Here is a 26,089-nt window from a genome sequence, read left to right on the forward strand (position 1 = left end):
CCTTGAACTGATTAATCAAGATTCAATTGCTTAACGTTGTTGGTTACGAAGAGATAGCAATCTGATTAATCGGTGGAACCCGTTTGCAGCGATTCCTTGTCAACCGCTGTCCATTCTGTGTGGAACAGACCTTCTTTATCGGTACGCTCGTAAGTGTGAGCGCCGAAGTAGTCACGCTGCGCTTGGGTGAGGTTTTGGGGAAGGCGATCGCGTCGGTAGCTATCGAAGTAATTCAACGACGCGGCAAACGCAGGAACAGGAATCCCTAATTTATTGGATACCGACAGCACTTCCCGCCATGCGTCTTGCCGATCCAAAATACTTTGCCTGAACTCAGGAGCCAACAACAGGTTGGGTAAGTTTTCATCGTCCATGAAAGCCGATTTAATCTTATCTAGGAACCCAGCACGAATAATGCAGCCGCCTTTCCAAATCCGCGCACATTCACTCAAACTAATGTCGTAATTAAACTCTTTTGATGCCTTAGCCAACAACTCCATCCCTTGAGCATAGGAACAGATCTTCGAGCAGTACAGGGCATCCCGAATTTTGTTGATAAAGTCCTGAGTATCCCCCTCATACTTACCCGTGGGACCTGTCAGGAGCTTAGAGGCGGCTACTCGCTGCTCTTTATAGAAGGACACCACCCTGGCATTGACAGCCGCCGTCATTGTTGGAATCGGGATAGCTAGCTCAAAGGCGCTCTGCACTGTCCAGCGTCCGGTTCCTTTTTGCCCTGCGGCATCTTGAATGACCTCCACCAGAGGTAAATTGGTGTCTGGGTCAATGAAGTTGAAAATATCGGCTGTAATCTCAATCAGAAATGAGTTGAGTTCATCAGTGGTATTCCATTCAGCAAAGACCTCATGCAACTGCTTATGGTCTAGCCCCAGAGCATTCTTGAGCAGGTCGTAGGCTTCTGCAATTAGCTGCATATCACCGTACTCAATTCCGTTGTGTACCATCTTGACGTAGTGACCTGCGCCACCCGGACCAATGTAGGTAACACAAGGACCATCATCCACCTGAGCCGCAATTTTGGTCAGAATCGGTGCTAATTCTCCATAAGCCGTATCTGTCCCTCCAGGCATCAGGCTCGGACCATTGAGTGCGCCTTCTTCACCGCCACTCACACCCATACCAACAAATCCGAAGTTTTCGGCTTCTAGTTCTTTGGTACGCCGTTCTGTATCGGTGTAGAGGGAGTTACCGCCGTCAATGAGCATATCCCCAGGCTCTAGGTAGGGTTTGAGCTGGGCAATTACCGCATCCACTGGCGCACCCGCTTTTACCATCACCAGGATTTTGCGGGGTCGTGCCAGGGCTTGAACAAATTCTTCAAGAGAATAGGTATCTTTGACATTCTTCCCCTGTGCCCGCTCCGCCATAAACCTCTGGGTAACGGCGGCAGTACGGTTATAAACGGCGATCGGGAAACCATTACGTTCTACGTTGAGCGCCAGGTTTTCACCCATAACGGCTAAACCAATTACACCGAAGCTTGGTTGTGTCATAAAACTCTCGTTGAACTCTGCTTAACTTGTAGTACGGTTCAATTCACTTACAGGGTAGCCCGATCCCCGTAGGAGTCCCGTAAAAAATACATTAAGAGTCTGCGATTCAGGCGTAATAGCCGAGGAAATTAAAAATGACATCGACTCTTGAGAACTATTTAACGGGTATTTGTATTTAAACGAACAGTTTCGCGCCAAAATTAGAAACAAAGACACAGTAAGGAGTACCCACAAAATGTTGGCATACGTCCTAGCGTTGGTCGTCGGTCTTGGTAGCTTTGCCATGTATATGGCAGCCTTCTTTTTTCCAGAAGTTCATCGCAAACAAGACTTTATCTGGAGTGGAGTTGGATTATTCTATGCCCTGGTTCTCTGGGTGTGTGCTGGGCGCATTACAGGCGGCGTTCTGGTGGGCCAAATGGCGAGTGTAGCGCTATTGGGTTGGTTTGGTTGGCAAACTTTGACATTGCGGCGAGAGTTGATCCCGTCAGAGCAACAAACCCCAGTCCCCAGTCAAGGAGAACTGACCGAGAAGCTAAAAAATATTTCACCATCTGGGCAACCTCAAGGGCTACTCAATCAAGTCACAGGCTTCTTTAAGAGTCGTGGCAAAAGCACACCGGAAACGCAAACAACCCAGCCACCAGCCGAGGTTAGGGAAAGTTCTCCTATCGTAACGGTGGTTGATAAGACTACGCCCCAGATTGATAGCACACCAAAAGAAGCGAATACTCCTGTTGCTGAGGTGGCTGAGGTAAATCTTGTAGAAGAGGAACCACCGACGGCTGACACTGAAATGTCAGAGTCTCCTGAACTTGTTCGCCCGAATCCGCCAGACCCGGAACTAGTAGAAGCTGCCCAAAACTCCGCTACTTCTGAGGCACCACACGCAAGTACAGATGCCGTGACACCAATAGAAGAAATCATTCCCGAAGTAGAACTCGCTCCACCTGCTGAACCACCGGGACCAGGAGACCCTGAAGATAGACTTGCAGAATCAGAGACAGAGACAACGGCTTCGATCGAAGCTGTTCCCATCGATCCAGAAAATCCGCCAACGGCAACTTGAAGACCTTGGGATTTATCAGGGATAGAATAGTATGAATATACCTTTACAATTCTTCCCTGTGCGACTGTGACAGAAGCAAAATCTTACAAAGATACCGTCAATCTACTCAAAACCAAATTTGATATGCGGGCGAACGCGATTAAGCGCGAACCCGAACTGCAAAAGTTTTGGGAAGAAAACCAGATTTACGAAAAACTGTCACAGAACAATCCCGGCGAGATTTTCATTTTGCACGACGGGCCGCCCTATGCGAATGGTTCTCTGCATCTGGGTCACGCCCTGAATAAAATCCTCAAGGACATCATCAACAAATACCAACTGCTGCGGGGGCGCAAGGTTCGCTACGTCCCCGGTTGGGATTGTCACGGCTTGCCAATTGAGCTAAAAGTCCTGCAAAACATGAAGTCAGAGGAGCGGGAGCAGTTAACACCTCTGAAACTTCGTCATAAAGCGCGTAACTTTGCGCTCAAAGCCGTAGATGAGCAACGCCAAGGCTTCAAGCGCTACGGCGTTTGGGGCGATTGGGAGCATCCTTACCTAACGATGAACCCAGAGTATGAGGCGGCTCAAATCGGTGTGTTTGGTCAGATGGTTTTGAAGGGCTACATCTATCGCGGGTTAAAGCCCGTTCACTGGAGTCCCAGTTCCCACACAGCTTTGGCAGAAGCGGAGTTGGAGTATCCAGAAGGGCATACCTCGCGCAGCATCTATGCAGCGTTCAATATGACCAAGCCAGCGTCAGCAGTGAAAGAGCTATTGGAACCATTTGGGCCGAACTTGGGAGTAGCAATCTGGACGACAACACCCTGGACGCTTCCCGGCAACCTGGCAGTTGCGGTTAATCCTGAACTCAACTATGCCGTGGTTCAAGTTGGCACAGAGACCCCAGCTAAATACCTAATTGTTGCAGCGGATTTGGTGGAACGGCTGTCTGAAAAGTTTGGCACTCCGCTGACAGTGAAAGCGACCATGCCAGGACGGGCGTTGGAACATAGCACCTACAAGCATCCGTTGTTTGACCGCGAGAGTGAAGTTGTAATTGGTGGCGATTACGTTACCACGGAGTCGGGTACAGGATTAGTACACACTGCCCCTGGTCATGGTCAAGAAGACTATATAGTTGGTCAGCGGTATGGCTTGCCAATTCTCTCACCTGTGGACGATCGCGGAAATCTTACCGCAGAAGCCGGACAGTTTGCTGGCTTAAATGTACTTAAGGATGCCAATGAGGCAATCATTCAGGCAATGCTTGAAGCAGGTGCCTTGCTTAAGGAAGAGGTTTACGGCCATAAGTATCCTTATGACTGGCGCACGAAAAAGCCGACGATTTTCCGGGCAACGGAACAGTGGTTTGCAAGCGTTGAGGGATTCCGGGATGAGGCACTCAAATCAATCAAGTCGGTAAACTGGGTTCCCACTCAAGGTGAAAACCGCATCACGGCAATGGTAAGCGATCGCTCTGATTGGTGTATCTCCCGCCAGCGCAATTGGGGTGTCCCAATTCCGGTATTCTACGACGAAGAAAGCAACGAACCCCTACTAACCCAAGAAACGATCGCCCACGTTCAAGCTATTTTTGCGGAAAAAGGCTCAGATGCTTGGTGGGAACTCTCAGTAGAAGAGCTATTGCCCGAACAATATCGTAATAATGGCAAGTCATACCGCAAAGGCATGGACACAATGGATGTCTGGTTTGACTCTGGTTCCTCTTGGGCAGCCGTGGCAAAGCAGCGAGAAAATTTGAACTATCCCGTAGATTTGTATCTAGAAGGGTCAGACCAACACCGAGGCTGGTTCCAGTCCAGTTTGCTCACTAGCGTTGCTACAAATGACATTGCTCCTTACAAAACTGTCCTCACCCACGGCTTTTTGGTGGATGAACAGGGACGCAAGATGAGTAAATCACTAGGCAATGGAATTGACCCCGCTGTGGTGATTGAGGGTGGCAAGAACCAGAAACAGGAACCACCCTATGGAGCAGATGTACTGCGCCTGTGGGTTTCTTCGGCAGACTATTCCTCCGATATCGCCCAGAGCAAGAATATCTTCAAGCAATTGGGAGATATTAGGGGGAAAATCCGCAATACGGCGCGTTTCCTCTTGGGGAATCTACATGACTTTGACCCAGCAAAGCATACAGTGCCTTATGAGCAGCTTCCTGAATTAGACCGCTATATGCTCCATCGGATGACGGAGGTATTTGGGGAAGTCACGGAGGCATTTGAGAGTTATCAGTTCTACCGATTCTTCCAGACTGTGCAGAACTTCTGCGTGGTTGACTTGTCGAACTTCTATCTGGATATTGCCAAGGACAGGCTCTATATCAGCGATTTAAACTCGCCTCGCCGTCGCAGTTGTCAGACAGTATTGGCGATCGCATTGGAAAATTTAGCACGAGCGATCGCACCAGTTCTATGCCACATGGCAGAGGATATCTGGCAATATCTCCCCTACCAAACGCCCTATCAGTCTGTATTTGAATCGGGTTGGGTGAAGTTAGAGGAGCAATGGCATAAACCTGAACTGGCAACACTCTGGCAGAAGTTGCGGACTATCCGCACGGAAGTTAATAAGGTGCTAGAACAGGCACGGACAGAGAAGATAATTGGTTCTTCTTTGGATGCCAAGGTGTTACTTTACGTGCCAGATAGCGAGTTGGGCCAGCAATTAGCAGCACTCAATCCGCAAGATAGCTTGAGTAACGGTAATCATATTGATGAACTGCGTTATCTCTTGCTTGCTTCTCAGGTGGAACTATTAGATTCTCCTGAGGCTCTAGCAGAAGCCAAGTACAGCTTCCAGTCAGATACGTTGGGAGTTGGTGTGGTTAAGGCAGATGGAGAAAAATGCGATCGCTGTTGGAACTACTCAACCCATGTTGGTGAAGCAGCAGAAGACCCCACCTTATGCGAACGCTGTGTTCCCGCATTAAAGGCTGAGTTCTAGCTAGCCTCAACTACAACTTAAATCTTCATAGGGTGGGCAAGACTCACCCTATAATTTTTTTTATTTATACTAATCAAGATTCGCTAAATTTCTCGAAGTTTATGCTGGTTGAGAGGGTGGAAAGTTGTCTACTTTTTGCAAAAACTCTTCAGTCAGCTTCATAAAGGCTTTTGCACCTGCTGTACCAGGATTTGCCAAAACAACTGGCATAAAACTGTCAAATGCTTTAGCAACATTCACATCCATTGGGATTCTGTTCTCAAACAGTTGAGCAGCAGAAAAATCTTGTGTGACTCGCTGCATAACTTGTTTATAATATCGACCCATCAACGGACTCCCCGATAAGATAAACACAATTCCTAGCAGCCGAAGATTGAGAATTTGTTCAGAATCGTGGCTTTCTCGTAGCTTACTAATCCGTCTTTCCAAGAGTTGAATACCAACAAGTGATAAAGGTTCTGGTCTTGCCGGGAGCAAATAAAAATCACTGGCAACAATTCCACTACGAGTTAGAAGATTATAGCCAGGAGCGCAATCGAGAACAATAAAGTCATAATCATCCAGAATTGGATCTAAAATACTTCTAATGAGTAGTTCTTCAAACCGATTCCAAACTTGACTAAAAGTGCGACCGCCTTCGTTAAGCGCTTTCTTGTGAAGCATTTCCGAGACGAGGTACTCATCATACAGGTCAATGTCTCCAGGTAATAAGTCTAGACCTTCTACATTGCAAGTATAGGGTTTAATAACATCTTGAATAGTAACTTTACTCTTACTATTCGGTTTAATCTCTTTATAAATCAACTGACCTAAAGTGCGTTTTTCTCGCCTTACTTTTGCAAATTCATGAGGTGGCATTAAGCTGAGCGTTGCACTAATTTGAGCATCTAAATCGACAACTAACACTCGCTTTCCATGATTGTTTGCCAAGCAAGTAGCCAAGTTTATGGTGAGGGTAGTTTTTCCAACACCACCTTTCATATTGACTGTGGCAATGACAAATCCCATGAATTAAATCCTTTTAGAGCAACGTTGCCTGGTTTAGCATAAAGTGTTGACTGTTAACGGGGAGCCGATAACAATGAGCGACTAAGTGTTACAAGACGTGTATTGAGTGAAATCTGGCAAGTAGGTTTATTGCGATCGCATATCGTTATCCTAATTCCATCAATGCACCGAAACTCCCTTTCCAAACCTCCACAACAGCAGTAGAGAGTATAGAGGAAGCGCCGCCACTACGAGAAGAGTCTACAGCATCAAGTTCCAAAATGAGCAATTTACCAAATCTTTAGGAATCACTGGCAAAACCTGAATCTCCAGAACTAAAGGACGAGCCGCATTAGTCTGAAGTTTTTTTTCAAAAAGTGCCCAAAAGCCTTGTAGCCACAAGGAAAACTGCTATTTTGCCCTGTGCAGTTACTGGGTACATTAGAGGGAGACACCCAATAGCTCAAACGCTTTGTGCGGCAAGGGTGAATGGGTCGAACTTGCAGGTTAACTGACTTGTAACAACGAAAAGCTTGTTCAACTTGTGACAGGCTTTTATAAGCGCTTACAGTTTTAGGAGCTGTAAGTTTTTCAGCCACTACTGAAGTCCGAACTACGTAAATGCCATCAAGCCTCGCTTCATTGGTAATGCTGTCAAGATTACGCTGATAGTTAAAGCTATCATCGGTAATCTCATAGCTAAAATGTTTGGCGATTTTGAAACGATTGATCACTTTTGCGACCCGTACTCCAATAGCATCTTTGCCTCGAAGTCGATTCACCGAACGTTGGGTAGCTGCCACAATCAGCTTTAGCTCTTGTTCGGTTGCCTGTAATAACTCTTCTCGTTTGTGAGCGCGTCTTTGAGCCTGAAGCGTTGTTGAATCAGCCGTGTTCCCCTCAAATACTTCCACGGCTACAGGACATCCCTGAGCATCGCACAACAAACCAAAAACAATTTGTAATGTTCCCTTTTTGCCATCACGAGAACTGTCTTTGAGTCTTCGAGTATCCAATAAACGAAAACAGGACAGACACTTCTGTCTGCCCTCTTAATTCTTAACAGCTCGTACAAAAATAACTCCGTTGTTATAATTACCGCTCCTCCCTATGGGTCACTAGTTTTCCTAAAGCTAGTGATGCCGTAATCAATGACTTCTTTGTAAGAAGAGTTTAAACAGAAGGACAATTTTTATACGATTACTGCCTCTCGGTTTTTATTTTTGACCAGTAGCCTCTTCCAGCTTCTCCTGGATTATTCCCTCAACCGACTCAGCTCCTGTATTTGAGGGTCGCTTCATCTTATTGATATCAGCAGCTCCCTGAACCTCATTGAGTCCCTCATTAGACTTTCTCATGACTTCTTCGCCTGAAAGCGGATCTTGCGAACGGTTAACGGTCTTTTGTCCTCCCGCTTCAATACCCCTTAGTTGCGCCTCACCTTCTGTAGGGCTGGTCGGTGTAGCCGCAGCGTTATCAGAGGCAAATGGGTTGGGTATATTAGGCAGACTGTATGCCGGTAGTGCATTAGAGAACAATATCAACGCGCAGGCACAGCTAGCTACAAAAAGGCGAAAAGAATGCCATAGAGCAGATAGGTTAACGGTGACAAATTTCATACAAAGCTTCTCCTATTTTGGCTATTTTTGCTACAATTCGGGTCGTTGAACCGTTGCAACAAGTCAGATATTAAACTACTTTATCCATTTAGCCAAATCTTTAATCTTAGCAAATCTACACCTAGACAGATCTAGATTCAAAGTTTGCAAAACTTAATGCGTTTCACATTGTTAGGCAGCGCTTATCAACATTAAGGATGACAAGTGGGTCTGAGGGATGTAGCTATCTAGCTATGCCATGCTGAGGGACATCAACTCCTCTGCCATCTCGAAGTTCGTAGTGACATTTTGCACATCGTCAAGGTCTTCTAGAGCATCTATCAATTTCAAAAGCGATCGCGCTAAGTCTGGGTCAGTCACTTCTACTGTATTCCCTGGAATCCAACGAAGTTCAACATCACGCACCTGAAAGCCTTTTTCCTTTAATGTGTGATTGAGAGTTTCCAGGTTACTAATTTCTGTAAAAACTTCAGCCGTTTCAGCATCCATTTGGACATCTTCTGCTCCCCCTTCTAAGGACGCTTCCAACAATTGCTCTTCTGCAACAGTCCCGTCTAGACTAACAACACCCTTTTGCTCAAACATCCAAGAGACGCAGCCAGTTTCACCAAGATTCCCGCCATTTTTCGTAAAGGCTCGGCGCAGGTCGGCAGCAGTACGATTGCGATTATCAGTGAATGCTTCAATCAGAATTGCAACACCAGCCGGACCATACCCTTCATAGCGAATCTCTTCAAAATTGTCGCCATCACTACCAAATTGTCCAGAACCTTTAGCGATCGCACGTTCTATGTTCTCATTGGGAATCCCTGCTGCTTTCGCTTTATCAATAGCTGTGCGTAACTGGAAGTTTCCTTCTGGGTCGGGAACCCCCGTGCGGGCTGCAACAATAATCTGCCGCGAGAGTTTGGCAAAGGTTTTACCCTTGACGGCATCAACTCTTGCTTTCTGGCGCTTAATGTTCGCCCATTTACTGTGTCCTGCCATAGCTCCAAAAACGATTACTGACTGTCTTCCTAAGGAGTACAACTGAATTTATATCCAGTTAATTTTGTTTAAAGTTGCACCAAATTATCTAGTTTACAAGTAAATTTCATTCCTTCCTCCGACTCTATCCAAAAGCAGCTTGAGAATTTCAGCCATAGATGCACCCTAACAAACCCACTCACCTTGCCTCAGGCAAATTATTTTCTAGATAAAATCCAAGCCTCATTAGCTAATGGGGAGTGGGAGACGCTTATCAGCCATTAGCAATTGCTTGAAATCTTCAGCCGGAACTGGACGACTAAATAAATAACCTTGCATTCCATCACACTGATTTTGGCGAACAAAAGAAAGTTCTGCTTCGGTCTCTACACCCTCAGCAACTAATTTCAGATTTAGGCTTTTTGCCATAGCAATAATCGCTTTGGTAATCGCCGCATTGTTGGCATTCTCTGTAATATTTCGGATAAAGCATCGATCAATTTTGAGAATATCAAACGGAAATTGTTGCAAATAGCTTAACGAAGAGTAGCCTGTTCCAAAATCATCAATAGCAATTTCTACACCTAACGACTTTAAAGCATTTAGCCGTCGAATTGCTACCTCTGTATTTTGTACGAGCATACTTTCGGTGAGTTCTAGCTCGATGAACTTCGGGTCAAGACCTGTATCCATTAAAATTTCGACTAATTGTCGTCGCAAGTCTATTTGACTAAATTGACGGCTTGATAGATTGACCGCTATTCGTAAAAAAGGAAATCCCTCATCTTGCCACGCTTTAGTTTGCTTACAAGCTGTACGCAACACCCATTCCCCAATCGGCACAATTAAACCTGTTTCCTCAGCAAGCGGCACAAACTTATCCGGTGAAACTATTCCTCGTTCTGGATGCTGCCAGCGGACAAGCGCTTCTGCACCGACGATTTGCCCGGTTTGGAGGTTCAATTGGGGTTGGTAGTAGACTCGGAGTTCTTCTCGTTCTAGGGCATGACGCAGACTACTCTGCAAGGCGAGGCGATCTGAGGAGCCAATGTTAAAGGCAGCGCTGTAAAGCTGATATTGATCGCCCCCGTGCTGCTTTGCCTGAGTCATTGCTGTATTAGCCGCCGCCAGCAACTGTTCAATTTCCGCCCCATCATGGGGATAAAGGGCAATACCGATGCTAGCGGTGATAAAGATTTCTTGACCAGCTAGAACGTAGGTATGAGAGAGTTTCTCTAAAATAGTTTGGGCAATATTGCCAGCCTCTTTTTTGTGATCGACATTGGCAAGGATAATGGCAAATTGATCGGTATTTAAGCGAGCAACCGTATCCTTGCCAACACAAGTAGTGAGGCGTTCGGCAACCGCTTTGAGCAACGAGTCACCAACAGTGTGCCCTAAAGGATCGATAATGTGATTGAATCGATCTAAACCCAAGCACAAAACAGCTACGACTTTTTCAGTGTCAGTATCTTGTGGTTGTACCTGCTTAAACCGCTCTCGTAGTGATAGTCGATTCGGTAGCTTTGTTAAGCTGTCATGGTGGATTAAGTAATTGAGCTGTGCTTTTGCTTCCTGGAGTTCAGTGTTGTAGTGTTCTTGCACCGCTGCTTGTTTTTTGAGACGAATTGCGATCGCTCCTAACAATTCCGCTCTGGTAAATGGCTTCGTAATATAATCATCCGCACCCAATTCCATCCCCTGACGAAAATCAGCTTTAGCCGCTTTTGCCGTCAACAGAATAAAGGGAGTTGTTGCCAAAACTGGGTCTTGACGTAACTTTGCCAAGACGCTATAACCATCCAGTTCAGGCATCATCACATCACACAAAATCAAATCAGGGCGCACTTCTTGAGCTAAATCAATGCCAATACGCCCATTTTCTGCACCAATTACTTCAAACCCTTCAGCATCCAGGAGTTCAAGAATATTTTCCCGAACAAATTCTTCATCTTCAATTACTAGAATCGTTTTCATTAGTCGAGAACCATGTGTACAGGGGTAAACTTACAAGTCTGGTAAGAGACTTTTGATGCTTATGAGTTATGATTTTGCTGCTTAAATTTCATCACTCATAATTCTGAATTCAACAGATTCTCCCAAGCTCTAAACAGGTAGTGTGACGGTAAAAGTAGTGCCTAACCCAACTTCACTTTCCACAGCAATTCGACCTTTGTGAAGATCCACGCATTTTTTAACAATTGCTAGTCCCAAACCTGTTCCAGCAATTGTGCCGACATTAGTAGCGCGGTGGAAAGTTTCAAATAATAAGCCTTTGTCTTGGTTTGGAATACCGATACCTTGATCGCGTATTTGAAAAATCGCCTGGTTTTGATGATAGTTGAGTGAAAACTCGACACTCGTACTGCTAGGCGAATACTTCAGCGCATTGCTCAGCAAATTTTCTAAGATTTGCCGCAGCAGTTTTTCATCCAGGCAAGGAAGATTCGGGGGAGGGGGGAAGCCGGGCGCATCAAGCACAGACTTGATAGCTTCGCTTGAGTCGTCTATTTCCTCACTCCCCATTCTTGATTCCCTATTTCCTACCTGAAAGGTAATGATGTGCTGATTGGTGTCATTGAGTTTCAATTCTTCTACTAAATTGCTACAGAATTTTTCCAGATCCAGCGGTACCGGACTATACTCTAGTTTTCCCGCTTCTGCCTTACCAATGATCAAAATGTCATTCAATAATTTGGTCATATGTTTGACCGATGTTTGAATGCGGTACAGGTGAATCTGTTTTTTTTCCTCTGACCATCTTTGGCTGTAACGTTCTAGTAACTCGGCTGAAGATTGAATCGTCGTCAGCGGTGTACGAAACTCGTGAGAGGTCATGGAGACAAAACGAGACTTGAGTTCAGTCAGCTCCTTTTCCTTTTCCAGTGCCTTACGAATTTCTCCTTCTGCTTGCTTGCGTTGAATCATTAACCCTAATTCCGTCGAAGCCGAAATCAGTTCAATTAACTGTTGGTCTTCGTCTTGGGATTCAAACATATAAAAGACGAGGACAGCTAGCACACCATTAGTGGTAAGAAGTGGAATTCCCAGTCCCGCTTTAAGACCTGCTTCTCTCGCTATCTGGGTGCGGAGATAAATTTGCTCAGACTCGGCTGACACATCTCGTCGCCACTCTGGTTGTTGCGATAACCAAACTCGCCCTGGCAAACCCACGCCTGGGAGAAATGTCAACTTCTCGCTCACGCTTCGGAACGCCTCTAGACGATTGGTCTTGGTGTACCAAGCAGGGCTACATTCGAGTACACGGTCATCAACTGTAGGAATCCAAGCTTCTCCAAAATCCCAGCCCGTGGCTTCACATACTTTTTGGAGGGCAACGTTTAGTGCCGTATGAAAGTCTTGAGACTCAAAAATCGCTTGCTTGATTGAATGCAACAGACGAATCTCTTGGTCTGCCTGTTTACGCGCTGTGATATCTGTTGCCATGGAGATGACCAGTCGTCTACCATCAGCAAGCTGACCTAAGGAAGCGGAACTAAAATTCCAGATTTTGCTGCTACCTGTCTTAGTCGTAAGAGTGAATTCTCCCTCATGGACTGTGTGCTTCAGGTCATATAACTGGTTAATGCCAGCTTGCACGGTGTCGTTGTTTTTTCCAAATGCTTTTTGAGTCCACTGTGTGATTGTGGGGATGTCCTCGTGGGTGTAGCCTGTCAAGTTAGTCCAGACTTCGTTGATTTGGAGAACTTCACCATCTTCGGCGTGAATCATGATTGGGAAGGGCGCATTGACTATGGCTCTACGGAAGCGTTCTTCGCTCTCCCGCAGTGCTTTCTCAACTCGGTTACGCTCAACAATCTCAGCTCTCAACGTGTGGTTTGCTTCTTTTAGAGCAGCTGTGCGCTCGGCGACACGGATTTCTAACGCATCATTGACTTGTTGGAGTGTGACTCTCGCTTGTACACGCTCGGTAATGTCCTGCACAATTACGGCAACTTCATTAGCTCCACTTTTAGCGATGCGAGCTTCATAGTGACAGGATTTTCCATTGAGCCACAGTTGATACTCAATGATTTGAATTTTATTCGTTTCTAAAGCTAGCTCGATGTGGTGCCAAGCGAGTCCGGCTACATCAGTCGGCAAACAGTCATGTAAATGTTTCCCGATAATTTTATTAGCTGGCATTAACAGAGCGTCTTCTTTAGCCGCTTTGCACTCCAAATAGATGCCATCTCTACTCACTCGAAAGAGCAAATCTGGGACAGCATCTAGGAAGGCTTGGTTTCTTGCTTCGCTTGCTTTGAGTGCAGACTCAGTTTGCTGACGTGCGATGCACTCAGCCTGATAGCGTTGTTCAAGCTCAACGAGGGTAAGCGCGATCGCACATTGATTAGCAATTGCTTCAACAAAGGCAATTTCTTGGGCTGCCCATTCTCTTGCCTGCTCATACTGATGCAGTATCACACTACCCATGTAAAACTGTCGGTATAACAACGGCACAATCAAAAGGCTAGTAATACCACTGTCCCTAGCTGCTTCTTGGATAACTGATGGGAGTAGTCGCTCAATTCCAGGCATTGCTACCGCAGTACCCTGAGCTAACCAAGATTGATAGTACTGGCAAATATCACGACCTAGGCTGAAGAGGCGTTGCTCTGGTTCTGTGTAACAATTTTTACCAGGTCTATATCTAGCTTCTTGTTCAACTGTTACAACATTTAATACAGGTGTGGGTATTGCCGTGGAGCTAGGCAGGTTTGTTGCTAGATCAGAGCGACTAAGCGAACCAAGAGTGGAAGCGGCTAGGGGTTGACATCGATCAGCTTGAACAATCAGACAACCACTTACCTGTAGCGTGTTATGCAATGCAACAGCAATGAAGTTTAGCACGTCCTCAAGAACCATCGTCCCGCGTGTGACTTGGGCAACTTGGTTACTTATTTCCGCTTGGATAGCTAAGAAATAAGGGTCACTCGTCCATTTGTCAGAGGTTGACTTGAGCGGTAGAGGGTCGGGTGAAAGAGGCATAACTTGCAACGGATTGAGAGTAAGACTGAATCAAGAAGCGATGTATCGGGTAACAACCGACCGATTGATCAATGTGTTGGACAGATAGAGCAAGGAAAAGGCTTACAGCACAAAAGAATTTTTCTTACCCTAGACATTGAAAAACTCCTGAGAATTGCAATTGGCTTTATGGCAGTGCTTTTGCGATCGCATCCAGGAGTTCTGCCAAGGTAAATGGCTTGGTTATATAGGCATCCGCTCCCAATTCCAGACCATAGCTCAAATCTGTTTTGGCAGCTTTGGCGGTCAGAAACAAAAAAGGGATCGACGCTGTTGCGGGTTGGGAGCGTAACCCCGTAAGAACCCCGTATCCGTCCATTTCAGGCATTCGGACATCACACAAAATTAAATCAGGTAAGTGCTTTTGCGCTAAGTCAAGACCAATACGACCATTTTCCGCCGCGATTGCCTCAAACCCCTCGGCATCCAGCAGTTCCAAAATATTTTCTCGGACAGTTTCCTCATCTTCGATTACTAATATCGTCTTCATTGGTTCCTTCACTTTGAAGTTGGCGGGGCTTGGTTAACCTGACTCTGGGCGGCACTGCCCAGACTCACTTCACTCTTTACAGCAGTTTCACCTTGGTAACATCTACATGGTTTCGGCAATTGTGATGTTCTAGCAATTTAGAAGACAATCTATAAATTGTTGCATGGTCAAATTAACTAGCCCTCGTGGAAATTACGGGGTTGTGCGCTTTTTTTGATAACTTGTCATCAGTAAATTTACGGTTGTCTTATGTAGTAAGCTTTCTCGTTATGTGTATGAGATATGAGAAAACTACAGCGTTTGAAACACTGATGTGGAAGCTTTGGCGTTACGTCAGTCGATTTTTGCTCTCAGGTCTATGCCTTTTAATACTACAGGGATGTCAGTTCCAAGCACATCCTGATCAGACGGGTGTGATGCGGCTAACACTATGGCATGGCGTGAACCCGCCACCGAATCGTGATGTCTTGCAGGAGTTAGTGAATCGGTTTAATCGTGAGCATCCCAACATTCAGGTGGAATCGCTCTATATCGGGCAAGAAGACCAGCAAACGCCAAAGATTTTGGCAAGTGTAGTCGGAAATGCACCACCTGATTTGTTGTGGTTCAATCCCACCTTAACTGGACGATTAGTGGAATTGGGTGCGATTCGCCCCTTGGACGATTTACTGGCTGTCTCCCCAGTGCGCGATGAGCTTGACCCCGCACTTTTGGAATCCATGCAGTTCCAGGAGCATATTTGGTCAGTGCCGTTCGGGACAAACAATGCAGGGGTTTTCTACCGTCCATCCTTGTTTAGGGAGGCGGGGATTACCCAGTTGCCGAGGACTTGGGAGGAGTTGCGGCAGGTTGCTAAAACGCTGACTCGTGACACGAATGGTGATGGTCGAGTAGACCAGTATGGGATGTTATTACCGTTGGGTAAGGGTGAGTGGACGGTTTTTATGTGGATGCCGTTTATGTGGAGTGCGGGTGGTGATTTAATACCTCCCCAAGCGGCTTCCCGCTCGAAAAATGTGAACGTAGTGAACGAGGGCGCGATCGCAGCACTGCAATTTTGGCGTGATTTAGTTACGGATGGTTCAGCTACATTGTCTTTACCAGAACGAGGCTATGAGATGAATCGCTTCCTCACGGGTAAGGTAGCAATGCAGTTATCGGGTCCTTGGACGTTGGCTCAATTGCAGGCGACAGGTGTGGATTTTAGTGTCTTCCCAATGCCGTCTGCGGTACGACAAGTCGCGGTAACTGGAGGTGAGAATTTGTTTTTGTTTAAAACGACTCCGGAACGGGAACGAGCAGCATTTACCTTTGCTGAGTATGTGATGGGGGAGGAGTTTCAGACGCAGTGGGCGATGGGAACGGGTTATCTACCAGTTAATCTCAAAGCACGCGAAAGTGAGGCATATCAAGATTTTGTGGCGCAGCAACCAGCGGTCAAGGTGTTTCTTGAGCAAGCAGGATTTGCGCGATCGCGTCCGATATTCAGAGGGTACGCTCGGATTTCTGAAAAATTAGGTCGTGCGATCGAGTCGGTACTCTTGGGAAAAAGCTCACCTGTTGAGGCACTCAAAGATGCTCAGCAGCGGTTGAACCTGATTTTCAATTAATCTTTGACACCCTATTAGAAGATCAGTGCAGGAATCGGCTTGCTTAGCTCACAATTTTGAAGAACCTCTCCCAATTCTCCTAAACGGTGGTAATAAGACTAATGCGGCTTCTCGCGGACAGGAGTTGAGGAAATTTTTTCTAGGATTACTCAGCTCGGCATCCTTTGGCAGGTTGGCATACTTGATCCACTTTTGCCCTATTGCTGTTAAACCTGAAAGCTATACTGTTAGCTTCACATTTTTTTACCAAATATGTTGCATAAATAACAAAACTTTTAGTGATAAGTATTAGTTCTATCTTATGAAACTTGATGTTCGGAAGGACTTTAAAAAGAAGCATTTCTTTCTTAATTAGTGTTGCCTTCTGTGCAACCTTGGTTCTAATCCTAGCTGAACAGGCTTTTCAGTATAAACAGCCAGTGATAGCTAGTTCAGTTGCTGACACAGGAGGCTGCTACATGGAAACAGAGGACGGTAGAACTGTCGATCTTGGTAATCTCTGTAATCCACCTCAGACAACCAACATCCCAAGACCGTCTCGTCAATTTGCGCCTAATGACCAAGTTGTCTCCGATCCCTCTATGTCGCTCCCTGATCCGGAATTTGATCGCGTTGGTTCACTGGTGACTTGGCAGGACGGTAGTAATCAACTTTGGGTTGCTAGTGTAGATCCGGTGACTGGAGCTTTCATCCCCCCTTCCGGTCAAGGTCAGCTCTTAGATACCGGTTTGGTTTCAATTGCAATCACCAAGAACGGTCCAGAGTGGATTTATGGTCAAGGGAATTCGCAAATTTTTTACACCAAATATGTTAATGATCAAATCTCTTTGAGCCGCGCTTGGTGGACAGGTAGTACTTGGAGAGTCAGGGGACTACAGAATGGTGCAGATCGAGTCGCTACAGTTGGGAGCTTAGATCCAGGGGATGTTAATCCTCGAATCATCTATAAGACTTTACAAGAAGGGGACGCTCCGCTCTTGACTTGGCGGGAACTCAATAAACCAGTTAGCGAGACGTTCGTACCTAATGCGACTGTTCCCCCTAATGCTCGCTGGGTAGAAGGCGATCGCTCAATGGGCTTGACAATTGATGTTGGGGGAGAGAAACAGTGTGCAAAATACGATATTGATACGGGTACTACAACTCAGCTCACCTTCAATCCTGGGAATAAGGGCCCGATCTTCATGTGGAAGGCTCCGGAGTTCAATAACGAACTGGTATTTTTCTGCTTGAGCGATGGTCTTACAAGTATGCCCATCTACCGTAAGATTGATGATACTTGGACAATAATCCACACCCTTATACCGCCCTCAACAGGCCCGTATATTAATTCCCCTGAACCTTTTGTCTACAATGGCAAGTCCTATGTTTCTTTTCTGACTAGGGCAAATAGGGGTAAAGGAGGAAGCAGCGATGTGTGGATAGCGGGCATTGATGCCACTACCCCTTTGTATCGAAAGGTAAGTGCTTCTACAGAGATGAACCGCACCGATCCAGAATCTTTCGTTACTCCCAATAGAGCATTCATTTATTACACTGAAGTGACGAGTTCAGGTGTCAGGATAATCCACCGTTGTGCGACAGGACTTAATGTGCTGCCTTAGGTGTGACCTAGCAAGTAAGCCGAAGTTGAATCTAGAAATCCTACCTCTAGAACTCAATCAAGTGTTGTAGAAAGGGGTGGTATTGTCAAGTCAAAATTTGACGTTTTTGTAGCAAAGCAGCTTTGACGGTTTCATACTCAGTTTCTACTTTCGAGACAATGCTTACTTTAGCAGACACACAGCCAGTGTGAGCCATTACTTCCAACTCCTGGCAAAGTTGAGATAGCCTTGTGGCGCCAATCATGGCACTGGTTGACTTCAGGGTGTGGGCAGTTCGCTCTAAAACAGTCGCATCCTTTTGTGTTGCCTCCTCAGTTTGCTTCAAAGTGAGGATATTGTGCATTGTTTGCAGCAGCTTTGGAGTTTCTTCTAAGTAGCGGTCAATCACTTCCAGCAAGACATCATCTTGATCGATCATTTCACGTAACCCTTGAAATACTTCAGCATCAATGGATGAGGGGGAGGAAGAGAGTAGAGGAGTAGGGGAAGCAGGGAGAGAAAGTTCTTCTTTGCTTTCTAAATGCAGTGGTGCTTCCCGTGTGTTGTTAAAAATAGAAGAGTTCCACTCTTGAGGGGACAGAGTGTTTACTGGAAAAGTCTCATCCTCTGGTTTAGCAAGCAACGTTGCCTGTCCGTACATTCGGTGGGCACTACTGTTTAAATTAGACACTAAGCTATGGATAATGGCATTGGAATTAAGCGATCGCCCATTTTCTTCCCCAGTAGTGATTGCCTCTTTACACTTGCTCAAGACCCGAACTAGTTCCGGTACTCGAATCGGCTTGCTGATGTAGTCATCCATGCCTGCCTGTAGGCACATCTCCCGATCTCCTAACATGGCATTGGCTGTCATTGCAATAATCCAAGGACGTTCTTTAGGCGACCAGGTTTGGCAGATTTGACGTGTTGCCGTTAATCCATCCATCTCTGGCATCTGTACATCCATTAACACCACATCATAAGACTGGCGTGAAAGCGCTTCGATTACTTCCAACCCATTGCCTGCTACATCTGCTCGATACCCCATCCGCTGCAATAAGTGCAATGCAACCTGCTGGTTAACCAAATTATCCTCAGCTAAGAGAATCCGCAGAGGCAAGCGTTCAGCAAACTGCGGGTCAATCTCCGGAGAGGCAAAATAAGACGGTCGAACTTTAATCGGCTGTCCGACTAAAACCTGAGTCAGAACATTATAGAGCTGAGACTGTTTAATCGGTTTCGTTAGGAAAGCCGCAAAGTGACGCTCGCTAGTTTTGTCGCTGTTTCCTGGCTTGCCAAGAGAGGTCAGCATTACCAAGAGTAATTTCTGGCAAATTGGCAGCTTACGGATTTCAGCCGCCAAGGTTAGCCCGTCCATCTCTGGCATTTGCATATCCAGAATTGCCAAGTCGAAGCATTCTCCTCGATTTAGCCACTCTAGCGCCTCTCTCGCAGACTGGGCAGCACAGGGGAGCATTCCCCAGGAATTCGCTTGCATTGTCAAAATTTGCCGATTTGTCTGATTGTCATCGACGATTAACAGACGCTTTCCCGCTAGCTGGGGTTGAGGCGTATGAAGTTCATTTAGATCACAACTGAGAACCGCTTGGGCAACAATCGTGAAATAGAATGTTGAACCTCGACCGACTTGACTTTCTACCCACATTCTGCCTCCCATCACTTCACTGAGTTGCTTGCAGATAGCCAGTCCCAGCCCGGTTCCACCATACTTCCGGGTTGTCGAGGAATCCACTTGACTGAAGGGTTGAAATAAACGGTTCAAGCGGTCTGCTGGAATGCCAATGCCACTATCCTTTACCGCAAAACAAATTTCGTATTTATCTGTATTCCCATTTGTGCTTGGCTCGTTGAGTTTGTTGGCTTTTACAACAACAACGACTTCCCCAGCTTGAGTAAATTTAACAGCATTGCCCAGTAAATTTACCAGAATTTGGCGCAAGCGAGTGACATCTCCTACAATCATGTTGGGAGTTTGCGGACTGAGTTGGTAGGCTAACTCCAGTTTTTTCTCAGCGGCTTTGGCAGCAAGGAGGTCGAGGGATTCTTCAACACAATCCCGCAGGTCAAACGGCTGCTCCTCCAAGTCCATCTTGCCGGACTCAATTTTCGAGAAGTCTAGAATATCGTTAATGATCGTGAGTAAGGCATCACCACTGTGCCGGACAGTTGTCACAAACTCGCGCTGCTGAGACGTTAGTGCAGTCTCTAACAGCAGTCCAGTCATGCCAATTACGCCATTCATCGGCGTGCGAATCTCGTGGCTCATGGTCGCCAAGAACTCACTTTTGGCACGAGTTGCGGCAAGTGCCTCGTCACGAGCTTTGGCTAGCTCCTGTGCAGCTTGCTGGCGCTCAATTTCGCCACCAATCCACTGTGCCATTAACCGTAAAAGTTCTATGTCTAAGGCTTTGAAGGGTTTCTGATGGGGAGCGAAGCTGGAGAAGCTTAGTGTGCCATACACTTGACCCGCAACAACAACTGGCGCACCAATATAGGCTTCTATCTTAAAGGCTCTGTAGCAAGGGTGGTCATGCCATTTTGAAGTCCCGGCAGAAACAATGTATAGGGGTTTTTCGGATTGCAATGTTTCATAGCAATAGGTCTGCCTCAAACTGAGAATTGCCCCTCTGGCATTGAGATTATTCGGTAGTTGGGTTGCCATGACTTCATAGGCATCGCCTTCAACACGAGCCAAAACCCCAATTTCAAGACCAAACTGTCGCCGTCCCATCGCTAAGAGTCTTTCTAAGCATTGGTCAAAGTCTAGGTGTCCAGAGGCTGTTACCTCATATAGGGCACGAATCGCCGCTTCGCTCTCAATCAGTTCTTGTTCGACTCGCTTACGTTCAGTGATATCAATGGCAATTCCCAAGATAGCTGGGGTTGCTGAACCAGCGACAAAAAATGGAATTCGCGTTGTTTGGAGGATACGAACGTTGCCATTACTATCCGTAATGACTTGTTCAGGAATATGTTTAGGCTGTCCACTGTGAATGATTTGTCGCTCTTCTTCTCTAGATTGACGTGACTCCTCTAGGGATTTCGCAAAGTCCTCGTCCTTCATGTTGAGCATTTTGTCAACCGAGGTGTTGTATGCCTCCGCGATCGCACGATTCACCAGAATGAATTGTCCATCAATATTCTTAGCGAAAATAAAGTGAGGAACTAAATCAATGACCTGACGTAACTTCTGCTCACTTTGTTGTAATTTTTCCTCGGCTTGCTTGCGCTCAGTAATGTCTGCGACTGAACCTTCGTAGTAAAGTAGCACTCCCTTAGCATCACGCACAGCACGGGTATTTTCAGAAATCCAAATTGCTCTCCCGTCTTGACGATAAACTTGGGACTCAAAATTAGAAACAGCGCCGTACTGATGCATCAAGCGCGTGAACTCGGTACGCCAGTTCGAGTCAACGTAAACTTTCTGATTCAGTTCTGTCAAACCTGCAATTAAAGCTTCGGGTGAGGAGTAACCATAAATACGAGCTAATGCTGGATTTGCGCTTAGGTAGTGCCCCTCTGGTGTGACTTGGAAGATGCCACTAATCGCATTCTCAAAGATGCTGCGATAGTTCTGTTCAGCTAACTGAAGTGCTTTATCCGTTCGGACGTGTTGAGCGATTTCGGCTTCTAATTTTTCGTTAACTAATCTTAATTCTGCTGTTCGCTCATTAACACGCTCCTCCAATTCAGCATTCAGTGTGCGAATATGCGCTTCAGCAAGCTTGCGATCGCGTATTTCATTTTCTAGTGCCTGATTCGCTGCCTCTAGTTGTGCTGGACTTGGCAGTTCTAAGGCTTTGGGAATCAGAGGGAAAAGCACTACAGCCGTATAAAACGAAATTAAAGCTGTACTTGCCTTAAGGAAGCCGGATAGCCAATAAACGGGATGCCATAGCGTCCAAATATCCATCAAGTGACCCGTACCACAGGCAATGATGAAGGCACCAAATAATAAAAATACTCTGTGGAACGGTACATCTCGTCGCTTCTGCACAAAATAGACGAGCAGCACCGGGATTGAATAGTAGGCGAGGGCAATAGTCAAGTCTGAGACTAGGTGCAGCAGCACTAAACCGGGCTTCCATAAATAGCAATGCCCGTGGGGAATAAATGATTCAGACGCAACAAGATTTTGCAGAAACTCCGGCATATGCTTCCTTAATCAATCGAAAATCTAAAACACTCAATCAGTGAGAAACAGGTAAGCTTGCCCTTTAATTGATAACTGAGTATCTTGGTCTACCCAGCATTAGACTACAGAGTTCAATCTTTGTACTCTGCTTATCATTGTCTTCTTTACAGAAAGCTACCGCCTCAGCAAGATGTCTAAACTACGTTTCCAATCATCTGCGATGATCAGCTTAATAACCAAGAACTATGACGTGTAACGTTCTGGTATCCTTTTCTATTGGTAGTCATTTACGAAAGTGTCTGTAACAGATCCCCTAAATATCACTTGTTGAGGCTGTACCCAATTAGTAGCACAATCCCCTGAGGAAACGCATCTTGTTTAGGCAGCGATTTTCGGTCATATTCTGGAGGCACAAATCGCTGCACCAATTAGCCCAACCTGTGGGTTGAGGACAACATGAACGGGTACTCTTTCGAGTAAAGAACTCACTCGACCTTTTTGACCAAAGGCTCGTAAAAACTGACCTTCTTGAATCAGGACAAGAATTTTAGCGGCAATCCCTCCAGCAACATAAAGACCACCATACGGTAGAAGTTTGAGGGCAAGATTACCTGCCTCTGCACCGTAAGCTTCGACAAACATTTGTAAAGTTTGTTCACACAGGCGATCGCGTTTTTCTAATGCTGCTTTAGCGATCGCAGCCGCTGGATCAACACTTTTCTCAGTGCGCCCAGTTTCATGTTCCCAAGTTCTGATCACTTCCTGAATTTCTGGGGATTCTGGGGCAAACTCTCGATCTCTCAAGAACTGATACAGGGCGACAACCCCTTGTCCAGAAACGACACGCTCAACCGAAATACGCTGAATATCATATTTTTCTCGCAAGTATTGCAAAAGCTGAAATTCTAGCCCAGTGCGAGGAGCAAAATCCGCGTGTCCACCCTCTGAAGGAAAGACTTCATAATGTGATCCCACCCGAACCAAAAAGCCTTCTCCTAAGCCTGTACCTGCACCAATCACGGCAATCGGAGCCTGGGGTTCAGGAGTAGCCGCTTGCAGTGTGTGTAAATCTTTGGCTTCCAAGCCGAGAATACCGTAACCAACGGCAGCAAAATCATTAATCAGGCTAACTTTATCAATATCGAGTTCTTTCTCTAAGCGTCTAGCGTCGAGAAACCAATCCAGATTGGTGAGGATAGAGGTGTCGTTGACTACGGGGCCTGCGATCGCAAAACAGGCTTTCTCTGGGACTGGGACTGTACCCAGTTGCTGCCCTGCTGCTGACAAAAATTGCTGTACTATCGGCACTAAATCGGGAAAGTCACGGCTAGCGTAAAGTGCCTCGTAAAGTGTCGGCCATGAGCCTTCAACTGATTTCTCTACCAGTCGCAGAATTGTCTTGGTACCGCCGATGTCTCCTGCCAATAGTAATGTCATGGGCTTTTGGTTCGCTGCTTAGCTAGTAGTTGACCACAGGAATTTTGACAGATAGCCGATTTGGGTAGCGTCCACCCGAAGGGAGGCTCAATCATTAGCGACTGCCATACAACATTAAAGAGAAGTTTTCTCCAAGTCTTAGGTTATCCCAGACAGAGAATTTTCCCTGTTATCTTATAGCGGTTTCAGTTGGATGAGGTACAGCAAGAGGTGTGAAACCTAGACGGACTAAGGAAAACAAAAAAGCTGATAGCTGATAGCTGACGGCTTTGGAGCTATAAATAGCTTTAATTAAAGCGAATAGTGTCCTCTGTCTCAGTCAGGTGTGAGGTATCTCCATTGAGTTCCATGATCCATCCTTGTTCTTGACGCACCAGCTTGACTAAGCAACACAGAGAAGCATGAACTTCAGGTGTTCCACCCATTAGCCCTTGCGTCGTACCAACGACTGAAGCACCGTGACCTACCAGTAATATGTCTTCCAAGAATTCCGCCGTCAAACATCGGGCAGTTTCAGCCGTGCGTTCTAGTACATCAAGGCTGGTTTCTGGATAGTGAGCAATTACACGCGATGTATAACTGAGATCAATTCGGGGATATTGCTCGTGCAATACTTCAATAGGTAGTTTTTCTGGCATCGTATTCATCCACTCAGGATTGAGCCATTCACTAAGACCGGACTCAAGCTTGATGGGCAAGTCGAGAGCGTCTGCTACCTGGACTGCTGTTTGTACAGTTCTCAAAAAGGGTGAGGCAAAGATGTGCCTAATTCCTTCCCCAACCAGACGTTGACCTAATTGCTTGGCTTGTTCAAAGCCATCCTCGGAAAGCGGGGGATCGTAAGGTCGCTTTGCCGTGTTGAACCATTCAGGGTTAACAAAGTCGAGGCGGTTTCCATGTCTTGCAATCCAAACAGTGTGGCGCATGAATTTGGTTGATGAATTTAAATACTGCCCCCGACCCGATGTGAAGGTTTTGTCTACACTACAAACTCTTCAGGGGTCGGACTTACGCATCTTTAGGCATCAGCATAGCAGTTGCCTCGACAATACTAGTGCATCAAGGCAAAAGTTTCTGACCACTTCGCATAGGAAGTAAATGGCTCAGCGCGATCGCCTAAATGAGTATATGGCGGTTTTCAATTGGATGAGGTAAAGCGTCGATGTGTGTGAAACAAGAGACAGAGCAAGGAAAACAAAAAAGCTGATAGCTGATAGCTAACGGCTTTCTGCTAGATGAGAGGCATCGCGGTGCGTCCTACAAGATTTTTCTCATTTTGTTTTCCAGGATGCAATTGTTCCGCCTTTCTCTGGGTACTCTCTTAACTACTGCCTCCTAGCAGAAACAGTCCTTAACTTCCACTCTTTAAGTTTGCTCTTCCTTTCTCATAAATGTTACAATATTTAAACAGTTGCGGCTTTGAACAAAAAGTTTTATGACGATAATCATACTTCTGGCAGTGAACACACTGTCAGCCTACTTTGTATTGTCAGCAAGGGCTAGTTATAATGCCTCTCTAGTCCCTTTGTTAATTAACCGCAATTTACGAAACATTCCTTAAATTTTTTTCTCATAGAGATTAAATCACCGCCACGCGGTGGTTGAGCCGGGTACAAAAGTCAGCACGTTTGCTTAAACTCCATTTATCTTTGATCGAGCGCTATGAAAACTGCTCAGACCTCTACAGACCTAGTCCGCACCTATCTGCGAGAAATTGGGCGTGTGCCACTGCTAACCCATGAGCAAGAAATTCTATATGGAAAGCAGGTGCAGCGACTGTCCGCCTTACAGGATGTGAAAGAATCCTTGTGGCAAAAGCTAGGTCATGAGCCAACACTTGCACAGTGGGCAGAAGCGTCTTCGCTGACTGAAGACGAGTTGAACAACTGCCTTGCAGCGGGTGAAACCGCAAAGCGCAAAATGGTAGAAGCGAATCTACGACTGGTTGTGTCCGTAGCGAAGAAGTACATCAAGCGCAATGTGGACTTACTGGATTTGATTCAGGAAGGCACAATTGGGATGCAACGGGGTGTTGAAAAATTTGACCCCACTAAGGGCTATCGTTTTTCTACCTATGCATACTGGTGGATTCGGCAGGCAATTACTCGTGCGATCGCAGAAAAAGGTCGCACCATTCGTCTCCCGATCCACATTACCGAAAAGCTCAACAAAATAAAGAAAGCTCAGCGTCAGCTTGCTCAACAACTAGGACGGGCGGCTAGTGTCTCCGAGTTAGCAACAGAACTAGAACTGACGCCTAAGCAGGTGCGAGAGTATCTGGAACGCGCCCGTCAACCGCTGTCTTTAGACCTCCGTGTCGGAGATAACCAGGATACGGAACTGGTAGAGTTGCTGGAAGATACGGGTTCTTCTCCAGAAGACTTCGTAACTCAATCTTCGATGCAAGTTGACTTAGAGAAGCTGATGGCGGATTTGACACCTCAGCAAAGAGAGGTATTAGCGCTACGATTTGGCTTAGCAGATGGACAAGCCCTAACATTAGCGAAAATAGGTGATCGCCTCAACATCAGCCGTGAACGAGTGCGACAAATTGAACGGGAGGCCCTATCTAAACTTCGTAAGCGCAAAGCAGATATGCGCGAATACATCGCAGCTAGCTAACGGAACTCTCGAAGAGTTAAGGGTTAGTGGTTAGTAGGGAAAATCTACTCGCCTACTAGCCC

General features: G+C 46.1%; 16 protein-coding genes and 1 pseudogene. 6 read left to right on the plus strand and 11 right to left on the minus strand.

What is annotated here, in order from left to right:
* Positions 1–65: 65 nt before the first annotated feature.
* Entirely contained in the window at positions 66–1,514 is a 1,449-nt protein-coding gene (gndA, locus tag H6F98_RS19620) for an NADP-dependent phosphogluconate dehydrogenase (RefSeq protein ID WP_192220381.1), read from the minus strand.
* 235 nt (positions 1,515–1,749) lie between these two features.
* Between gndA and H6F98_RS19625 the strand changes: the two genes are divergently transcribed.
* Both H6F98_RS19625 and ileS read left to right on the plus strand, forming a co-directional pair.
* The gene (locus H6F98_RS19625) at positions 1,750–2,583 is read left to right on the plus strand and encodes a Ycf66 family protein (RefSeq protein WP_192220382.1); all 834 of its coding nucleotides are present in this window, start codon (positions 1,750–1,752) and stop codon (positions 2,581–2,583) included.
* A gap of 66 nt (positions 2,584–2,649) precedes the next feature.
* Positions 2,650–5,529, plus strand: a complete 2,880-nt coding sequence (gene ileS, locus H6F98_RS19630; RefSeq protein WP_192220383.1) for an isoleucine--tRNA ligase — start codon at positions 2,650–2,652, stop codon at positions 5,527–5,529.
* Between the two features lie 99 nt (positions 5,530–5,628).
* Here ileS and H6F98_RS19635 read toward each other — a convergent pair whose 3' ends face one another.
* The 6 genes from H6F98_RS19635 to H6F98_RS19660 form a co-directional block, all read right to left on the minus strand.
* Complete coding sequence (locus H6F98_RS19635) at positions 5,629–6,537, minus strand: ParA family protein (RefSeq protein WP_192220384.1); 909 nt, start codon at positions 6,535–6,537, stop codon at positions 5,629–5,631.
* Between the two features lie 314 nt (positions 6,538–6,851).
* A complete protein-coding gene (locus H6F98_RS19640) occupies positions 6,852–7,532 on the minus strand; it encodes a hypothetical protein (RefSeq protein ID WP_192220385.1) in 681 nt (226 codons plus the stop codon).
* Positions 7,533–7,733: 201 nt separating this feature from the next.
* The gene (locus H6F98_RS19645; protein ID WP_192220386.1) at positions 7,734–8,135 is read right to left on the minus strand and encodes a low temperature-induced protein; all 402 of its coding nucleotides are present in this window, start codon (positions 8,133–8,135) and stop codon (positions 7,734–7,736) included.
* A 231-nt stretch (positions 8,136–8,366) separates the two neighbouring features.
* Positions 8,367–9,122, minus strand: a complete 756-nt coding sequence (locus tag H6F98_RS19650) for a YebC/PmpR family DNA-binding transcriptional regulator (protein WP_192220387.1) — start codon at positions 9,120–9,122, stop codon at positions 8,367–8,369.
* A gap of 225 nt (positions 9,123–9,347) precedes the next feature.
* A complete protein-coding gene (locus H6F98_RS19655) occupies positions 9,348–11,078 on the minus strand; it encodes a bifunctional diguanylate cyclase/phosphodiesterase (RefSeq protein ID WP_192220388.1) in 1,731 nt (576 codons plus the stop codon).
* A 129-nt stretch (positions 11,079–11,207) separates the two neighbouring features.
* The gene (locus H6F98_RS19660; protein WP_192220389.1) at positions 11,208–14,090 is read right to left on the minus strand and encodes an ATP-binding protein; all 2,883 of its coding nucleotides are present in this window, start codon (positions 14,088–14,090) and stop codon (positions 11,208–11,210) included.
* A 3-nt stretch (positions 14,091–14,093) separates the two neighbouring features.
* Here H6F98_RS19660 and H6F98_RS19665 point away from each other — a divergent pair, with 3 nt between their 5' ends.
* Positions 14,094–14,303, plus strand: a complete 210-nt coding sequence (locus tag H6F98_RS19665) for a hypothetical protein (RefSeq protein WP_192220390.1) — start codon at positions 14,094–14,096, stop codon at positions 14,301–14,303.
* Here the strand turns inward: H6F98_RS19665 and H6F98_RS19670 are convergent.
* Positions 14,272–14,619 (minus strand): annotated as a pseudogene (locus H6F98_RS19670) (response regulator transcription factor); the annotation flags it as partial. The gene H6F98_RS19665 and the pseudogene H6F98_RS19670 overlap by 32 nt on opposite strands.
* A 275-nt stretch (positions 14,620–14,894) precedes the next feature.
* On the opposite strand from H6F98_RS19670, the gene H6F98_RS19675 reads away from it, so the two are divergent.
* Complete coding sequence (locus H6F98_RS19675; RefSeq protein ID WP_396812619.1) at positions 14,895–16,229, plus strand: ABC transporter substrate-binding protein; 1,335 nt, start codon at positions 14,895–14,897, stop codon at positions 16,227–16,229.
* Between the two features lie 458 nt (positions 16,230–16,687).
* Positions 16,688–17,833, plus strand: coding sequence for a hypothetical protein (locus tag H6F98_RS19680; RefSeq protein WP_192220392.1), 1,146 nt, complete (start codon positions 16,688–16,690; stop codon positions 17,831–17,833).
* Between the two features lie 85 nt (positions 17,834–17,918).
* Here the strand turns inward: H6F98_RS19680 and H6F98_RS19685 are convergent, their stop codons facing one another.
* The 3 genes from H6F98_RS19685 to H6F98_RS19695 form a co-directional block, all read right to left on the minus strand.
* On the minus strand, positions 17,919–21,986 hold the full coding sequence (locus H6F98_RS19685) for a response regulator (protein WP_192220393.1): 4,068 nt from the start codon (positions 21,984–21,986) through the stop codon (positions 17,919–17,921).
* A gap of 378 nt (positions 21,987–22,364) precedes the next feature.
* Entirely contained in the window at positions 22,365–23,405 is a 1,041-nt protein-coding gene (locus tag H6F98_RS19690; protein WP_192220394.1) for a glucokinase, read from the minus strand.
* 287 nt (positions 23,406–23,692) lie between these two features.
* Positions 23,693–24,331, minus strand: coding sequence for a histidine phosphatase family protein (locus tag H6F98_RS19695; RefSeq protein ID WP_192220395.1), 639 nt, complete (start codon positions 24,329–24,331; stop codon positions 23,693–23,695).
* Between the two features lie 736 nt (positions 24,332–25,067).
* Here H6F98_RS19695 and H6F98_RS19700 point away from each other — a divergent pair.
* Complete coding sequence (locus H6F98_RS19700) at positions 25,068–26,027, plus strand: RNA polymerase sigma factor, RpoD/SigA family (protein ID WP_192220396.1); 960 nt, start codon at positions 25,068–25,070, stop codon at positions 26,025–26,027.
* Positions 26,028–26,089: the final 62 nt, after the last annotated feature.

The sequence above is a fragment of the Microcoleus sp. FACHB-SPT15 genome (assembly GCF_014849525.1).
Classification (GTDB): Bacteria; Cyanobacteriota; Cyanobacteriia; order Cyanobacteriales; family Coleofasciculaceae; genus Symplocastrum; species Symplocastrum torsivum.

What these genes read in the sequence shown, in the direction of transcription:
- H6F98_RS19635 (WP_192220384.1), bottom strand. Translation starts at nt 6,537, where the DNA reads ATGGGATTTGTCATTGCCACAGTCAATATGAAAGGTGGTGTTGGAAAA.
- H6F98_RS19685 (WP_192220393.1), bottom strand. Translation starts at nt 21,986, where the DNA reads ATGCCGGAGTTTCTGCAAAATCTTGTTGCGTCTGAATCATTTATTCCC.
- H6F98_RS19660 (WP_192220389.1), bottom strand. Translation starts at nt 14,090, where the DNA reads ATGCCTCTTTCACCCGACCCTCTACCGCTCAAGTCAACCTCTGACAAA.
- H6F98_RS19650 (WP_192220387.1), bottom strand. Translation starts at nt 9,122, where the DNA reads ATGGCAGGACACAGTAAATGGGCGAACATTAAGCGCCAGAAAGCAAGA.
- H6F98_RS19690 (WP_192220394.1), bottom strand. Translation starts at nt 23,405, where the DNA reads ATGACATTACTATTGGCAGGAGACATCGGCGGTACCAAGACAATTCTG.
- H6F98_RS19655 (WP_192220388.1), bottom strand. Translation starts at nt 11,078, where the DNA reads ATGAAAACGATTCTAGTAATTGAAGATGAAGAATTTGTTCGGGAAAAT.
- H6F98_RS19645 (WP_192220386.1), bottom strand. Translation starts at nt 8,135, where the DNA reads ATGAAATTTGTCACCGTTAACCTATCTGCTCTATGGCATTCTTTTCGC.
- gndA (WP_192220381.1), bottom strand. Translation starts at nt 1,514, where the DNA reads ATGACACAACCAAGCTTCGGTGTAATTGGTTTAGCCGTTATGGGTGAA.
- H6F98_RS19700 (WP_192220396.1), top strand. Translation starts at nt 25,068, where the DNA reads ATGAAAACTGCTCAGACCTCTACAGACCTAGTCCGCACCTATCTGCGA.
- H6F98_RS19695 (WP_192220395.1), bottom strand. Translation starts at nt 24,331, where the DNA reads ATGCGCCACACTGTTTGGATTGCAAGACATGGAAACCGCCTCGACTTT.
- H6F98_RS19675 (WP_396812619.1), top strand. Translation starts at nt 14,895, where the DNA reads ATGAGATATGAGAAAACTACAGCGTTTGAAACACTGATGTGGAAGCTT.
- H6F98_RS19680 (WP_192220392.1), top strand. Translation starts at nt 16,688, where the DNA reads ATGGAAACAGAGGACGGTAGAACTGTCGATCTTGGTAATCTCTGTAAT.
- H6F98_RS19625 (WP_192220382.1), top strand. Translation starts at nt 1,750, where the DNA reads ATGTTGGCATACGTCCTAGCGTTGGTCGTCGGTCTTGGTAGCTTTGCC.